Here is a 15,377-nt window from a genome sequence, read left to right on the forward strand (position 1 = left end):
ACTCCTTACGCGCTCAGCAGTTGCTTCATGTCTTCTTCAACGGTGGTCACGGAACGCAGACCAAATTTCTCGTTGAGAACTGCCAGCAGATCCGGTGTAAAGAAACCAGGTGCAGTCGGGCCAGTGACGATGTTTTTCACGCCCAGAGACAGCAGGGTCAGCAGAATAACAATCGCTTTCTGTTCGAACCAGGAGAGCACCAGAGACAGCGGCAGATCGTTCACGCCACAGCCCAGTTTCTCAGCCAGGGTTACCGCCAGGATGATGGCAGAGTAAGCATCGTTACACTGACCAGCATCCACCAGACGCGGCAGGCCTTCGATATCGCCGAACTCCAGTTTGTTGAAGCGGTATTTACCGCAAGCAAGGGTCAGGATCAGGCAGTCATCCGGCACGCTGGTGGCGAAGTCGGTGAAGTAGTTACGTTCACCACGTGCACCATCACAACCGCCAACCAGGAAGATGTGACGCAGTTTTTCGCGGCTCACCAGGTCGATCAGGGTATCAGCAGCGCCCAGCAGGGTCTGACGACCGAAACCTACGGTGATCAGGTGCGGGATTTCGCTGTACGGGAAGCCAGCCATCTGCTGTGCCTGAGCGATAACCGGACCGAAGTTGTCGCCTTCGAGGTGGCTCACACCCGGCCAACCGACGATGCTACGGGTCCAGATACGGTCGTCGTACGCGCCAACGGTCGGGTCGATGATGCAGTTAGAGGTCATGACGATCGGACCTGGGAAGCGGGCAAACTCTACCTGCTGGTTCTGCCAGCCGCTGCCGTAGTTGCCGATCAGGTGCTTGAACTTACGCAGTTCCGGGTAGCCGTGCGCCGGCAGCATTTCACCGTGGGTATAAACGTTAACACCGGTACCTTCGGTCTGCTCCAGCAGGTTGTACAGATCTTTCAGGTCGTGACCGGAGATCAGGATGCACTTACCTTCGGTTGCTTTTACGTTGACCTGAGTCGGGGTCGGGTGGCCGTATTTGGTGGTTTCACCGGCGTCCAGAATGCTCATCACTTTGAAGTTCATCTGGCCGATTTCCATTGAACACTCCAGCAGAGCGTTCATATCGGCAGGCCAGGTACCCAGCCATGCCATGATTTTGTGGTACTGAGCGTAGATTTCGTTGTCGTACTGACCGAGAACGTGCGCGTGCTCCATGTAAGCTGCCGCACCTTTCAGGCCGTATAGACACAGCAGACGCAGGCCGAGAATGTTCTCGCCAATGGCTGCTTTGTCTTTGTTCGGGGTAAATTCAGCGGCCTGACGTTGCAGGTCGCCCAGATCGTCGCTGACCAGTTGCAGATCGGCCATCGGGTTGGTGACCGCTGCGTTCGCGTCGATGTTCAGGCATTGCGCTTTCAGGGCATCGCGCATGGCGATAGCTTCACGGGCATAGCCAACAATACGTGGGGAATCGAAGTTAACGTTAGTCAGCGTGGAGAAGAATGCACGCGGAGCAAAGTTATCAACCTCATGGTCGATGATGCCGTATTCACGTGCTTTAACAGCCCATGCAGACAGACCTTGTAGGGAAGCAATCAGCAGATCCTGCAAATCGGAGGTTTCAGCCGTTTTACCGCACATACCCTGCGCGTAAGAGCAGCCGTTTCCTGCCGGAGTACGGATGGTTTGTTCACATTGCACACAAAACATGGTCACACCTTTTAAAGTTATATTTAATATACATGTTTAAGGTTATGCCTGTGCGCGAAGGGATAAAAGGGATTTCTGCTACTACTTGCAGGGAGATTGATTTAGCGCAATTTTGGCGGTAGCTGACTACCGCCAGAGAGGTATTTGTCCCGGCGTCAGGCGGAGAAAAACGCCATCAGCAGAGGTACTAACAGACTCAGAATGAAGCCGTGGACGATGGCTGCCGGGACCATTTCCAGACCGCCGCTGCGTTGTAAAACGGGCAGGGTAAAATCCATTGATGTCGCGCCGCATAATCCCAGCGCGGTAGAGCGGCTGCGGCCCACCATTCCTGGAATCAACATAATGGCGATCAGCTCACGGGCCAGGTCGTTAAAGAAGGCGGCACTACCAATTACGGGCCCGAACGATTCGGTTAACAGAATACCGGACAGGGAATACCAGCCAAAACCTGATGCCATCGCCAGCGCGGTTTTCAGCGGTAGACCGAGGATCAAGGCATTGATAACCCCCGCCAGCATCGAACTGACAACGACGACGACGGCCACGATCATCCCCCGACGGTTCAGCACAATTTGCTTTAAGGTCATGCCGCTATTGCGCAGTTGAATCCCCACCAGGAACAGTAAAAAGATTAACGTATATTCGCTGGCTTCGGTGGCATGCTGCAGAATGGGAAGCCCAGTGAGGCCGAGCAGGAAACCGATGACGACGACGCCGCAAAGCTGAAGCGACTCAAGCGCCATTGTAATTCGCGAGGGGAGCTTTTCTTGCTTGTGGTTGTGTCTCCAGGGCAGCGAACGCTCCAGCCAGAACAGCGCCGCAATATTACACAGTATAATGACCGTCACGCTGACCGCAGAATAATGAAGAATGGCTAACAGGTTGCTGGCGAGATTATCCAGAAACGCCAGGCTAATACCCATAAAAAAGAGAATAAGGTAGACGATCCAGCTTAACAGGCGATTGATAAGTTGTAATGCAGCCCTGTGCCGGAGCGGAATAAGGTAGCCCACAATAAGGGGAACCAGAATGATTAACAGCCCTGAAAACATGAAAATCAGATCCTTGCTGAGAAGTAAGACGAAATGCGTCACTATAACCTAAATAATTCAAGTTGCAGGAAGGCGGCAAGGGAGTGAATCCCCGGGAGCGTACATAAGTACGTGACTGGGGGGAGTGAGCGCAGTCAACACATCTGCAACTTGAAGTATAACGGGTATACACACTACTCAATGCAAAGAGGGGAGTAAAGTTGCAAATAAAAGGAAATATAGAGAGGAAAAAAAAGACCTGACTTTCGCCAGGCCTTTTTGTTAGCGATTAATCGCGTTTTTCGAGCAGGGTGCGGTAAATAAGACCGCCGAGAACCCCACCGATAATCGGCATGACCCAGAAGAACCACAATTGTTGCAATGCCCAGCCGCCCTGGAAAATGGCTACTGCGGTACTACGTGCCGGGTTTACGGAGGTGTTGGTGACCGGAATACTGATCAAGTGAATCAGTGTTAACGCCAGACCAATTGCGATAGGTGCAAAACCTGCCGGAGCATGTTTATCGGTCGCGCCGTGGATCACTAATAAGAAACCTGCGGTCAGAATAATTTCAATGACGACGGCAGAAAGCATGGAATAACCGCCTGGTGAATGTTCACCAAAGCCGTTCGAAGCAAAACCACTGGCCGTTGCATCAAAACCTGCTTTACCGCTGGCAATAAGATACAGTGCCGCAGCTGCAACAATACCGCCCACAACCTGAGCAATAACGTAACCAATAACATCTTTTGCCGGGAAACGACCGCCAGCCCATAAACCGAAGGTTACCGCCGGGTTAAAATGCCCACCTGAAATATGACCCACAGCGAATGCCATGGTTAATACTGTCAGGCCGAATGCCAGCGCGACACCGGCAAATCCAATTCCCAATTCCGGGAATGCGGCTGCCAGCACTGCACTACCGCACCCACCAAAAACGAGCCAAAACGTACCGAAGAATTCAGCTGCTAATTTCCTGAACATAACCACCTCAATTAAAAGTTCCGGGTTCGTGTTCCTTGCCCGGTAATTCATCGCTAAAAGGGACGATGATGAAAGAGCGGGTATTTTAGAAAAAAATATCATCCCTTCGCCAGTTAAATTGATGAAAAAATTTGATTTAAGGCAATATGTTGCGATTCCTTTTTGAATCTTGGGTGAATGAAGCATAGTTCAATTAGCGAAAGGACGATGATTAAGTTCTGAAATTATATTCAGGAGAAAACATAAGAAGAATATTCTTATTTTTTTGCTTTTGCGATTCACGCCAGGTTGATATCGGGTGTCCTGAGCGCCCGCTTGCCGTTATACTCCTGATAACTTGAAGGAAAAAGTTAGCATTTCCGGAGGCTATATGATTCTCGAACGCGTTGAGATTGTTGGATTTCGCGGTATTAACCGTCTGTCGTTGATGCTGGAGCAGAGCAACGTGCTGATTGGGGAGAACGCGTGGGGTAAATCCAGTCTGCTGGATGCTTTAACCCTGCTGCTGTCGCCGGAGTCAGACTTGTATCATTTTGTCCGCGAGGATTTCTGGTTCCCGCCGGGTGATATACAGGGCAGGGAACACCACCTGCACATTATCCTGACGTTTCGTGAATCCCAGCCGGGTCGTCACCGGGTGCGTCGCTATCGTCCTCTGGAAGCCAGTTGGACGCCTTGCCAGGATGGCTATCACCGCATTTTTTATCGCCTGGAAGGCGAGTGTGCGGATGACGGTAGCGTTCTGACCTTACGCAGTTTTCTTGATGGCGACGGCCATCCATTACCTCTCGATGACATTAACGATCAGGCGCGCCACCTTGTGCGTCTGATGCCGGTACTGCGTCTGCGCGACGCGCGATTCATGCGACGGATCCGCAACGGTACCGTGCCGGACTCGGCGGATGTCGAAGTCACCGCCCGCCAACTGGATTTTCTGGCGCGTGAGCTGGCTACCCGGCCGCAAAACCTGACCGACGGGCAGATCCGCCAGGGGTTATCGGCCATGGTTCAGTTGTTGGAGCACTATTTTTCCGAGCAGGGGGCTGGCCAGTCCCGCTACCGTCTGATGCGCCGTCGCTCCAATAACGAACAACGGAGCTGGCGCTATCTGGACATTATTAACCGCATGATTGATAAACCCGGCGGACGTACGCACCGGGTTATTCTGTTGGGCCTGTTTTCGACCTTGTTGCAGGCCAAAGGCACGCTAAGGCTGGACAAAGACGCCCGACCTTTACTGCTGGTGGAAGATCCGGAAACGCGTTTACATCCCATCATGCTGTCGGTGGCCTGGCACTTGTTGAATTTACTGCCTCTGCAGCGAGTGGCGACCACCAACTCCGGTGAGCTGCTGTCCCTTACGCCTGTTGAGCATGTTGTTCGTCTGGTACGTGAATCATCCCGCGTCGCTGCCTGGCGGCTGGGGCCGGGTGGGATCAGTGCAGAAGATGGTCGGCGAATCGCATTTCATATTCGTTTTAATCGTGCGTCATCGTTGTTTGCCCGCTGCTGGCTGCTGGTGGAAGGTGAAACGGAAACATGGGTTATTAACGAACTGGCCCGCCAGTGCGGACACCACTTTGATGCAGAAGGGATTAAAGTCATTGAATTTGCCCAGTCCGGTCTTAAGCCGCTGGTTAAATTCGCCCGCCGGATGGGGATAGAGTGGCATGTGCTGGTCGATGGCGATGAAGCCGGGAAAAAGTACGCGGCCACGGTACGTAGCTTATTGAATGACGACAGAGAGGAAGAGCGTGAGCATTTGACCATGCTCCCCGCGCTGGATATGGAACACTTTATGTATCGCCAGGGGTTTGCTGACGTCTTTCACCGGGTGGCGCAAATCCCTGAGAATGTGCCTATGAATATGCGCAAAATTATCTCCAAGGCGATACATCGTTCGTCAAAACCGGATTTGGCCATTGAGGTGGCGATGGAAGCCGGGCGGCGGGGCGTTGATGCGGTGCCAACGCTGCTGCGAAAAATGTTTTCCCGCGTGCTGTGGCTGGCACGCGGCAGAGCGGATTAGTGGCGAAACATCGACGACAGCTGCGAATGGATGCTGTCCAGTAGCTGATAGCGGCGGCGGTATTCTGCGCGTTTTTTGCTGGCAATATCCGCCTCGCTTTTTCGCGCCAGCGTGCGTGGAATATGATAGTACCCGTTGCTGTCGCACTCACCGCCAACCGACTCCCAAAAAGTGTTGTAGTCGGAAAGAATTACCTTGTTTTTATCGTCGTAGCGCGGGCTACGAAAAATATGCTGTTCATTGCTTACAGCCAGAATTTGTTCGATATTTAATTGTTCCGCAAAACAGCAAATGGCTTCCATCACAATACGTTTTGGGAAAATCCCATGGCATGATTTGGTCGCTTTTTGAATTTCTTCATGTGGCAGTAATCGGCTTCCTCCCTGTAACCCGCCAATAAACAACGTACTGTTCCCTTCATAATTGCACAGCGTAAACGTCATTTCCGCTAAAGTCTCGCCAGCGCAATTGCGTACCAGAATGGTGCTTTCACCTTCTTTATCCAGTATGATGAATGAAGTCATTATTACACTAAATACTTCGCTATTTTTTCCCTCAATTTGTGCTAGTTGTAATCCATCTTCACTTAAATAATCCTTAAATTCAGTGGCTGAAAAAAAGCTGCGGATAGCATTGTAGTGATAACGCACGGCATCCAGTTTCGTTTTGTGGTCAAGGTTTTTCGCGAGATAGGCGCGATGCAAACGAACCGGCAATCGTGGCTGGCGTGCAAGTATGCTATCAAGGTCAGGCCATTGCGCCAACTCGGTCATCCATTCACGCGTTAATCGCGGCATAAGCGCTGAGCGCAACAAAAACTTACGACGAAAGCTACGCTGATGCCAAAATTGTCCTGGGCGCCAATGTCCGGTCATCAGGCTACAAAAGAGGCTAAAACTTGTGACTGGTTTTGAAGAAAGAAAAGTGCTTTCAGTTAGCTGGCTCATAATATAAATCCGATTGATACCTTTGTACTAATTTCAGCACAGCGGATCTTAACCATTCATCAATAACTCTGTTATTCTTGCGCTTTTCAACGGCGATTTATTTAACGTTGATGTTTAGCACTCCACTTTGGTGGGCGTATTGGGGGAATTGGGACATTTATGAAGCTCAAGGGAAAAATCAAAAAACGCTATTTTCTGTTCGCCGTCATCCTTATTGTGGCGGTAATTGCACTTTGGCGAACGCTTAATGCACCTTTACCTCAGTATCAAACATTAATTGTTCGTCCTGGCGATCTGCAACAAAGCGTGCTGGCGACCGGTAAGCTGGATGCGCTGCGTAAAGTTGACGTCGGGGCGCAGGTCAGCGGGCAGTTAAAAACGCTGTCGGTTGCGATTGGCGATAAAGTGAAAAAAGATCAGTTGCTCGGTGTTATCGATCCTGAACAGGCGCAAAACCAAATCAAAGAGGTTGAAGCGACGCTAATGGAATTGCGCGCCCAGCGTTTACAAGCCGAAGCTGAGTGGAAGCTGGCGCGGGTCACTCTCTCCCGCCAACAACAGCTGGCGAAAACTCAGGCCGTTTCACAGCAGGATCTCGACACGGCGGCCACCGAAATGGCGGTCAAACAGGCGAAAATTGGCACAATTGACGCGCAAATTAAGCGTAATCAGGCCTCTCTCGATACGGCAAAAACCAACCTTGATTACACCCGCATCGTTGCGCCAATGGCTGGCGAAGTAACACAAATTACTACCCTGCAAGGGCAAACCGTTATTGCCGCCCAGCAGGCACCTAACATTCTGACCCTGGCCGATATGAGCACCATGCTGGTGAAAGCGCAAGTTTCTGAGGCTGATGTAATTCACCTGCATCCGGGGCAAAAGGCCTGGTTTACCGTACTGGGCGATCCGCAGACGCGTTACGAAGGTAAGCTCAAAGATGTTCTTCCGACGCCAGAAAAAGTGAATGATGCGATTTTCTACTATGCCCGCTTTGAAGTTCCCAACCCGAAAGGGATCCTGCGTCTGGATATGACCGCGCAGGTCCATATCCAGCTCACTGAAGTCAAAAATGTCCTGACGATCCCGCTGTCGGCGCTGGGCGATCCTATCGGCAACAATCGTTATAACGTCAGGCTGCTGCGTAACGGCGAAACCCGCGAACGTGAAGTGGTTATCGGCGCGCGTAATGACACCGATGTGGAGATCGTGAAAGGGCTGGAAGAGGGGGATGAAGTCATTACCGGTGAGGGCAACGCTGGAGCTGCAAAATGACGGCATTGCTTGAACTGAGCCATATCCGCCGCAGCTATCCGTCAGGCGAAGGCCAGGTTGAGGTGTTGAAGGACGTATCCTTGAGCATTCAGGCCGGGGAAATGGTGGCGATTGTCGGGGCGTCGGGTTCGGGTAAATCGACGCTGATGAACATTCTCGGCTGTCTGGATAAGCCAACCAGCGGTACGTATCGGGTTGCCGGACGCGATGTCTCTACGCTGGATAGCGATGCGCTAGCGCAACTGCGTCGTGAGCATTTTGGTTTTATCTTCCAGCGCTATCACCTGCTGTCGCATTTAACCGCCGCACAAAACGTTGAGGTACCGGCGGTCTACGCGGGCACTGAACGTAAGCAGCGCCTGGCGCGTGCGCAGGAATTACTCCAGCGGCTGGGGTTGGGTGACCGGGTTGACTATCAACCTTCCCAGCTTTCCGGTGGTCAGCAGCAGCGGGTCAGTATCGCGCGTGCGCTGATGAACGGGGGGCAGGTTATTCTTGCCGACGAACCCACCGGCGCACTGGATAGCCATTCCGGCGAAGAGGTGATGGCGATTTTGCATCAGCTGCGCGATCGCGGGCATACGGTAATTATCGTTACTCACGACAGCCAGGTCGCCGCGCAGGCCGAACGGGTCATTGAAATTCGTGACGGTGAGATTGTGCGCAATCCACCGCCACAGAAACCCTCTGGCGGACGCGATATTGCGGAGCCAACGGTGAAAACGGCATCCGGCTGGAGCCAGTTTGTCAGCGGTTTTCGTGAAGCGCTTACCATGGCCTGGCTGGCAATGGCCGCGAATAAGATGCGTACGCTACTGACCATGCTTGGGATCATCATCGGTATTGCTTCGGTGGTGTCGATCGTGGTGGTAGGCGATGCGGCTAAACAACTGGTACTGGCAGATATTCGCGCTATTGGTACTAACACCATTGATATCTATCCTGGCAAAGACTTCGGCGACGACGATCCGCAATATCAACAGGCGTTGAAGTATGACGATTTGACGGCGCTACAGAAGCAGCCCTGGGTCAGTTCAGTAACGCCTGCGGTGTCGAAGAACCTGCGGTTGCGCTATGGCAATATCGATGTTGCTGCCAGTGCTAATGGCGTTAGCGGCGACTATTTCAACGTCTATGGCATGACATTTAGCGAAGGGACCACCTTTAACGCCGAGCAACTGGCGGGGCGCGCTCAGGTGGTGGTGCTCGACAGCAATACCCGTCGTCAGTTGTTCCCCAATAAAGCGAAAGTTGTTGGCGAAGTCGTGCTGGTGGGGAATATGCCTGCCACGGTGATTGGTGTTGCAGAAGAGAAACAGTCGATGTTTGGCAGTAGCAAGATCCTGCGTGTCTGGCTGCCTTATAGCACTATGTCCGGGCGCATTATGGGACAGTCGTGGCTGAACTCGATCACCGTGCGAGTGAAGGATGGTTTTGACAGTGCCCAGGCCGAACAGCAACTGACCCGACTGTTGACGTTGCGCCACGGCAAGAAGGATTTCTTCACCTGGAATATGGACGGCATCTTGAAAACCGCCGAAAAGACCACACGTACATTACAACTCTTCCTGACGCTGGTGGCGGTGATTTCGCTGGTGGTCGGTGGGATTGGCGTGATGAATATTATGCTGGTTTCAGTAACCGAACGAACGCGTGAGATTGGCATTCGTATGGCGGTTGGCGCTCGCGCCAGTGACGTGCTGCAACAGTTCTTAATTGAAGCAGTGTTGGTGTGTCTGGTTGGCGGCGCGTTGGGCATTAGCCTGTCGATGCTGATCGCTTTTACGCTACAGCTATTTCTGCCGGGCTGGGAAATTGGATTTTCACCCGTCGCGCTGTTGACGGCGTTTCTGTGTTCGACTGCAACCGGGGTGTTGTTTGGCTGGCTACCGGCGCGGAATGCGGCACGTCTGGATCCGGTAGATGCTCTGGCGCGGGAATAATGCCACAGAGATAAAAATGCCAGCCGCAAGGGCTGGCATTTTGACTGCGGGATGTACACAATGAGACAGAAGAGCTATGCGACAGCTTCTGCTTCAATGACAGGCACGATGACACTGGCATGATTGCCTTTTGGCCCCTGGTGGACATCAAACTGGACAGACTGTCCGGCTTTTAGCGTTCTGTAACCATCCATCTGAATGGTGGAGTAATGGGCGAAAATATCTTCGCCGCCGCCTTCGGGGCAAATGAAACCAAACCCTTTGGCGTTGTTGAACCACTTAACAGTACCCGTTTCCATACTTCGACATCCTTCGTAAATCTTATATAAGTAAGATGGAATGAACCGGTGGCGGAGTGGGGGCTGTTCAAAACCTCGCCAACTCTCGAGACTACAATTTAGAGAAATCAGGCGGGGCGTCAAGCGCCATGCAGACGGAATAGGGTAAAAATGCATCAAAATTTGAAGCAGTTAACGCTATTGTCGGTTATGTGACAGATGTCGCGGATGGCACTAATAGATGATAGTTATCTAATACTTGAGGTAGATTGATTGTGCGCATAGGCTGCTTGTCAGCGGCAAGATTTTCTGCCGGAAACCGTAACTGAAGATGACGACTGACAATGGGTAAGACGAACGACTGGCTGGATTTCGATCTGCTGGCGGAAGACAAATTGCGCGACGCGCTAAAACCGCCATCTATGTATAAAGTGATATTAGTCAATGATGATTACACTCCGATGGAGTTTGTTATTGACGTGTTACAAAAATTCTTTTCTTATGATGTAGAACGTGCAACGCAACTGATGCTTGCAGTTCACTATCAAGGCAAAGCTATCTGCGGTGTGTTCACTGCCGAAGTGGCTGAAACCAAAGTAGCGATGGTGAACAAATATGCGAGGGAGAACGAGCATCCGTTGCTGTGTACGCTGGAAAAAGCCTGAATGCAGGCATAAACATTGGGGGAGGTGCCTATGCTCAATCAAGAACTGGAACTCAGTTTAAACATGGCTTTCGCCAGAGCGCGCGAGCACCGACATGAGTTTATGACCGTCGAGCACTTGTTACTGGCGTTGCTCAGTAACCCATCGGCCCGCGAAGCGCTGGAAGCGTGTTCTGTGGATCTGGTGGCGCTCCGTCAGGAACTCGAAGCCTTCATTGAACAGACCACACCTGTATTGCCTGCCAGTGAGGAAGAACGCGACACGCAGCCAACGTTGAGTTTTCAGCGCGTACTGCAACGTGCGGTCTTTCATGTTCAGTCCTCCGGGCGTAATGAAGTTACCGGCGCAAATGTGCTGGTCGCTATCTTCAGCGAGCAGGAATCTCAGGCGGCTTATCTGCTGCGTAAGCATGAAGTGAGCCGCCTTGATGTGGTGAATTTTATTTCTCATGGCACGCGCAAAGACGAACCCAGTCAGTCTTCTGACTCTGGGAATCAGCCAAATAACGAAGAGCAAGCTGGCGGGGAGGACCGTATGGAAAACTTCACGACTAACCTTAACCAGCTTGCCCGAGTGGGCGGAATTGATCCGCTCATTGGCCGGGACAAAGAGCTGGAGCGCGCCATTCAGGTACTGTGCCGTCGCAGAAAAAATAACCCGTTGCTGGTGGGAGAGTCTGGTGTCGGTAAAACCGCCATTGCTGAAGGCCTCGCCTGGCGTATCGTCCAGGGTGATGTGCCTGAAATCATGGCTGATTGCACCCTTTACTCCCTGGATATCGGCTCGCTGTTGGCTGGCACCAAATATCGCGGTGATTTTGAGAAACGCTTTAAGGCGCTGCTGAAACAGCTGGAACAGGATACTAACAGCATTCTGTTTATCGATGAGATCCACACCATTATCGGTGCGGGTGCGGCATCGGGCGGCCAGGTGGATGCGGCTAACCTGATCAAGCCGCTGCTCTCCAGCGGTAAGATCCGTGTGATAGGGTCCACAACCTATCAGGAATTCAGCAATATCTTTGAAAAAGATCGTGCGTTAGCGCGCCGTTTCCAGAAAATCGATGTCACTGAGCCATCGGTAGAAGAGACCGTGCAGATAATCAACGGTCTGAAGCCGAAATACGAAGCGCACCATGACGTCCGCTATACCGCCAAAGCGGTGCGTGCAGCGGTCGAACTGGCGGTGAAATATATTAACGATCGTCATCTGCCGGATAAAGCGATTGACGTGATTGATGAGGCGGGCGCGCGTGCACGTCTGATGCCGGTCAGCAAGCGCAAGAAAACCGTCAACGTGGCGGATATCGAGTCCGTTGTGGCCCGCATTGCGCGGATCCCGGAGAAGAGCGTTTCGCAGAGCGATCGCGACACGCTGAAAAACCTGGGCAACCGTCTGAAAATGCTGGTATTCGGACAGGATAAAGCCATTGAGGCGCTGACTGAAGCGATCAAAATGAGCCGTGCCGGTCTGGGACACGAACATAAACCGGTCGGTTCGTTCCTGTTTGCCGGACCAACTGGCGTCGGTAAGACCGAAGTCACGGTGCAGTTGTCCAAAGCACTCGGCATTGAACTGCTGCGTTTTGATATGTCCGAATATATGGAACGCCACACCGTCAGCCGCCTGATTGGTGCGCCTCCGGGGTATGTCGGTTTCGACCAGGGCGGTTTGCTGACCGATGCTGTTATTAAGCATCCGCATGCGGTGCTGCTGCTGGATGAAATCGAAAAAGCGCACCCGGATGTCTTTAACCTGCTGCTGCAAGTGATGGATAACGGCATGCTGACCGACAATAACGGGCGTAAAGCGGATTTCCGCAACGTGGTGCTGGTCATGACCACCAACGCCGGTGTACGTGAAACTGAGCGTAAATCGATTGGGTTGATTCATCAGGACAACAGTACTGATGCAATGGGCGAAATCAAAAAAGTGTTTACGCCGGAATTCCGTAACCGTCTCGACAACATTATCTGGTTCGATCATCTCTCTACCGAGGTGATTCATCAGGTTGTTGATAAGTTTATCGTCGAGCTTCAGGTTCAGCTGGATCAGAAAGGTGTCTCTCTGGAAGTGAGTCAGGAAGCACGTGACTGGCTGGCAGAGAAAGGCTATGACCGCGCAATGGGCGCACGTCCAATGACGCGTGTGGTCCAGGATAACCTGAAAAAACCATTGGCTAACGAACTGCTGTTCGGTTCGCTGGTGGATGGTGGCCAGGTGACCGTTGCGCTGGATAAAGAGAAAAATGAGCTGACCTATGGTTTCCAGAGTGCACAAAAGCACAAGCCAGAAGCAGCACATTAATCTTTAATCACCTAATCAGCCGGGCGCAATGCCCGGTTTTTTTCGCCTGATAAAAGTGATTTGAATTGGGATATTCAGGGAGTTTAAACGGCAGGCAAAAAATAAGCCTGCGTAAGGGAGATTACGCAGGCTAAGGAGGTGGTTCCTGGTACAGCTAGCATTTATGGGTTATGTTTTTCAGCGGAGGGGATAATACCCTTAATGAACGAAACGGTATGTGATCGATTTCTAAGAATCTTCCGAACGCTGAAAAATAACCGTAATTAACTACTTAGTATGCGGGTTGCGCGTGGACTCACCGGTAAAATTACGCATCAACAATGCATAATTCAGATCGATATCCTCTGGTACTGGCATCCACACGGTGTAACCGTCGCCCGGCGCAACCGGCATGGCTTCACCTTTCGCGTTTTCCATCTGTTCGAGGGTAAAGTTAATGTTGCCCTGTGGGGTCATCAGCTCCAGGCTGTCGCCGACGGTGAATTTGTTTTTCACCAGTACGGCGGCCAGTTCACCTTTACGTTCGCCGGTAAATTCGCCGACAAACTGCTGACGCTCGGAAACAGAGAAGCCGTATTCGTAGTTCTGATAGTCGTCATGGGTATGACGGCGCAGGAACCCTTCGGTGTAACCACGATGCGCCAGACCTTCCAGCGTTTCCAGCAGTTGCGGGTCGAACGGTTTACCGGCAGCAGCATCATCAATGGCTTTACGATAGACCTGCGCGGTACGTGCACAGTAATAGTATGACTTGGTGCGGCCTTCGATCTTCAGGGAATGCACGCCCATCTGCGTCAGGCGTTCAACGTGGGCAATGGCACGCAAATCCTTCGAGTTCATGATGTAAGTGCCATGTTCGTCTTCGAACGCGGTCATATACTCACCCGGACGCTGGGCTTCTTCAATCATAAAGACTTTGTCTGTCGGTGCGCCAATACCCAGCGTAGGCTCAACGTTTTGTACCGGAATAGGCTCGTACTTATGCACGATATTGCCCACCACGTCTTCTTTGCCTTCCTGCACGTTGTATTCCCAGCGGCAGGCATTGGTGCAGGTACCCTGGTTAGGGTCACGCTTGTTGATGTAGCCAGAGAGCAGGCAACGGCCGGAGTAGGCCATACACAGCGCGCCGTGAACGAAGATCTCAAGCTCCATATCCGGAACCTGGGTGCGGATCTCTTCGATTTCTTCCAGCGACAGCTCGCGGGAGAGGATCACGCGGGTCAGTCCCATCTGCTTCCAGAATTTCACCGTCGCCCAGTTTACGGCGTTAGCCTGTACTGAAAGGTGAATGTCCATGTCAGGGAAGTTTTCGCGCACCAGCATAATCAGACCAGGGTCTGACATGATCAGTGCATCCGGCCCCATTTCCACCACCGGTTTCAGATCACGAATGAAGGTCTTCAGCTTGGCATTGTGTGGGGCAATGTTAACCACCACATAGAATTTTTTACCCAGTTCATGGGCTTCATTAATGCCGAGCTGCAGGTTTTCGTGGTTGAATTCGTTGTTGCGTACGCGCAGTGAGTAACGCGGTTGGCCCGCATACACAGCGTCAGCGCCATAGGCGAAAGCGTAACGCATGTTTTTCAGCGTTCCCGCCGGGGAAAGGAGTTCCGGTTTAAACATAATTTTCTCGTTCTGATGACAGGTCAGACTCGCCTCACTCAATGAGGCGGTTAGGGGAGTGCCCCCATATTAAGGGCGGGCATTGTAGCGCTGCGAGGAAGTCAGGTAAAGAAAAACGCCGGGCGACAGCGTTGCGTTACCCGGCTGAGCAAATAATTATCAGGTCTTATCTTTTATCGTCTGACTGACACCATTGGTCTTAACTGAAGCAATACCGGTCTCGCGTGACTGTTCATTCGCATACAGTTGACTGCTACCAATAATCTGGTGGTTTGCAGCTTTCAGGTTGAAATGTAATTTGCCATTAGACGCTGTTTTTTTCTCATAACGCTCATCCAGAGGGCTGTTAGCATGGACAGATGCGATCCCTTTTTCTGCAGCACCTTTTGTAGTGTAAAGCTCACTGGTAAGGATTATTTCCCCGTTCCCAGCTTTAAGAACAAAGCGGTACTGATCATCGCTACTCTTACTTAATTCAAACCAACCAGCCATATGAACTCCTTGATTAAAAGTTTTATATCAAACAGTTATTGACGACAGTATTGTCAGAAAGAGTATGAGCGATATTTGGAGAGTTGCTAGTTACCAGGGCTCACGGAGCAGCGGAGCCCTGAAGGGCAGGAGAGT

General features: G+C 51.8%; 12 protein-coding genes. 5 read left to right on the forward strand and 7 right to left on the reverse strand.

Going from position 1 to position 15,377, the window contains the following annotated elements:
• Positions 1-5 precede the first annotated feature (5 nt).
• The 3 genes from hcp to aqpZ form a co-directional block, all read right to left on the reverse strand.
• Positions 6-1,658 carry a hydroxylamine reductase gene (gene hcp / locus OGY68_RS22610; RefSeq protein ID WP_008785224.1) on the reverse strand — a complete coding sequence of 551 codons (1,653 nt, stop codon included), beginning with the start codon at positions 1,656-1,658 and terminating at the stop codon, positions 6-8.
• Between the two features lie 155 nt (positions 1,659-1,813).
• Complete coding sequence (locus OGY68_RS22615) at positions 1,814-2,713, reverse strand: LysO family transporter (RefSeq protein WP_149617970.1); 900 nt, start codon at positions 2,711-2,713, stop codon at positions 1,814-1,816.
• Positions 2,714-2,981: 268 nt separating this feature from the next.
• Positions 2,982-3,677 (reverse strand): aquaporin Z, encoded by a 696-nt coding sequence (aqpZ, locus tag OGY68_RS22620; RefSeq protein ID WP_003840208.1) that lies wholly within the window; start codon positions 3,675-3,677, stop codon positions 2,982-2,984.
• Positions 3,678-4,047: 370 nt separating this feature from the next.
• Here aqpZ and OGY68_RS22625 point away from each other — a divergent pair, with 370 nt between their 5' ends.
• Positions 4,048-5,706, forward strand: coding sequence for an ATP-dependent endonuclease (locus OGY68_RS22625; RefSeq protein WP_003834292.1), 1,659 nt, complete (start codon positions 4,048-4,050; stop codon positions 5,704-5,706).
• On the opposite strand, the gene OGY68_RS22630 is transcribed toward OGY68_RS22625, so the two are convergent.
• Positions 5,703-6,653 (reverse strand): VirK/YbjX family protein, encoded by a 951-nt coding sequence (locus OGY68_RS22630; protein WP_032943951.1) that lies wholly within the window; start codon positions 6,651-6,653, stop codon positions 5,703-5,705. The two genes, OGY68_RS22625 and OGY68_RS22630, sit on opposite strands and share 4 nt — an antisense overlap.
• 159 nt (positions 6,654-6,812) lie before the next feature.
• On the opposite strand from OGY68_RS22630, the gene macA reads away from it, so the two are divergent.
• Together macA and macB are read left to right on the forward strand one after the other, a co-directional pair.
• On the forward strand, positions 6,813-7,928 hold the full coding sequence (macA, locus tag OGY68_RS22635) for a macrolide transporter subunit MacA (protein WP_057067268.1): 1,116 nt from the start codon (positions 6,813-6,815) through the stop codon (positions 7,926-7,928).
• Positions 7,925-9,871 (forward strand): macrolide ABC transporter ATP-binding protein/permease MacB, encoded by a 1,947-nt coding sequence (gene macB / locus OGY68_RS22640; protein ID WP_048215946.1) that lies wholly within the window; start codon positions 7,925-7,927, stop codon positions 9,869-9,871. Before macA ends, macB begins: the two co-directional genes overlap by 4 nt.
• Before the next feature lie 74 nt (positions 9,872-9,945).
• Here macB and cspD read toward each other — a convergent pair whose 3' ends face one another.
• The gene (cspD, locus tag OGY68_RS22645) at positions 9,946-10,170 is read right to left on the reverse strand and encodes a cold shock-like protein CspD (RefSeq protein WP_003036813.1); all 225 of its coding nucleotides are present in this window, start codon (positions 10,168-10,170) and stop codon (positions 9,946-9,948) included.
• A gap of 323 nt (positions 10,171-10,493) precedes the next feature.
• Between cspD and clpS the strand changes: the two genes are divergently transcribed.
• On the forward strand, positions 10,494-10,814 hold the full coding sequence (gene clpS / locus OGY68_RS22650) for an ATP-dependent Clp protease adapter ClpS (RefSeq protein ID WP_003036810.1): 321 nt from the start codon (positions 10,494-10,496) through the stop codon (positions 10,812-10,814).
• A gap of 30 nt (positions 10,815-10,844) precedes the next feature.
• Complete coding sequence (gene clpA, locus OGY68_RS22655) at positions 10,845-13,121, forward strand: ATP-dependent Clp protease ATP-binding subunit ClpA (RefSeq protein WP_286617520.1); 2,277 nt, start codon at positions 10,845-10,847, stop codon at positions 13,119-13,121.
• Positions 13,122-13,388: 267 nt separating this feature from the next.
• Here clpA and trhP read toward each other — a convergent pair whose 3' ends face one another.
• Positions 13,389-14,750: a prephenate-dependent tRNA uridine(34) hydroxylase TrhP gene (trhP, locus tag OGY68_RS22660; protein WP_032943948.1), complete on the reverse strand. Its 1,362-nt coding sequence runs from the start codon at positions 14,748-14,750 to the stop codon at positions 13,389-13,391.
• Positions 14,751-14,909: 159 nt separating this feature from the next.
• Complete coding sequence (locus tag OGY68_RS22665) at positions 14,910-15,242, reverse strand: YegP family protein (RefSeq protein WP_008785215.1); 333 nt, start codon at positions 15,240-15,242, stop codon at positions 14,910-14,912.
• Positions 15,243-15,377: the final 135 nt, after the last annotated feature.

Source organism: Citrobacter sp. Cpo065 (genome assembly GCF_030332805.1).
GTDB classification, from domain to species: Bacteria; Pseudomonadota; Gammaproteobacteria; order Enterobacterales; family Enterobacteriaceae; genus Citrobacter; species Citrobacter portucalensis.

Bases quoted from the DNA above. Each gene is read 5' to 3' on its own strand.
- hcp (WP_008785224.1), bottom strand. From the start codon at position 1,658: ATGTTTTGTGTGCAATGTGAACAAACCATCCGTACTCCGGCAGGAAAC.
- OGY68_RS22615 (WP_149617970.1), bottom strand. From the start codon at position 2,713: ATGTTTTCAGGGCTGTTAATCATTCTGGTTCCCCTTATTGTGGGCTAC.
- aqpZ (WP_003840208.1), bottom strand. From the start codon at position 3,677: ATGTTCAGGAAATTAGCAGCTGAATTCTTCGGTACGTTTTGGCTCGTT.
- OGY68_RS22625 (WP_003834292.1), top strand. From the start codon at position 4,048: ATGATTCTCGAACGCGTTGAGATTGTTGGATTTCGCGGTATTAACCGT.
- OGY68_RS22630 (WP_032943951.1), bottom strand. From the start codon at position 6,653: ATGAGCCAGCTAACTGAAAGCACTTTTCTTTCTTCAAAACCAGTCACA.
- macA (WP_057067268.1), top strand. From the start codon at position 6,813: ATGAAGCTCAAGGGAAAAATCAAAAAACGCTATTTTCTGTTCGCCGTC.
- macB (WP_048215946.1), top strand. From the start codon at position 7,925: ATGACGGCATTGCTTGAACTGAGCCATATCCGCCGCAGCTATCCGTCA.
- cspD (WP_003036813.1), bottom strand. From the start codon at position 10,170: ATGGAAACGGGTACTGTTAAGTGGTTCAACAACGCCAAAGGGTTTGGT.
- clpS (WP_003036810.1), top strand. From the start codon at position 10,494: ATGGGTAAGACGAACGACTGGCTGGATTTCGATCTGCTGGCGGAAGAC.
- clpA (WP_286617520.1), top strand. From the start codon at position 10,845: ATGCTCAATCAAGAACTGGAACTCAGTTTAAACATGGCTTTCGCCAGA.
- trhP (WP_032943948.1), bottom strand. From the start codon at position 14,750: ATGTTTAAACCGGAACTCCTTTCCCCGGCGGGAACGCTGAAAAACATG.
- OGY68_RS22665 (WP_008785215.1), bottom strand. From the start codon at position 15,242: ATGGCTGGTTGGTTTGAATTAAGTAAGAGTAGCGATGATCAGTACCGC.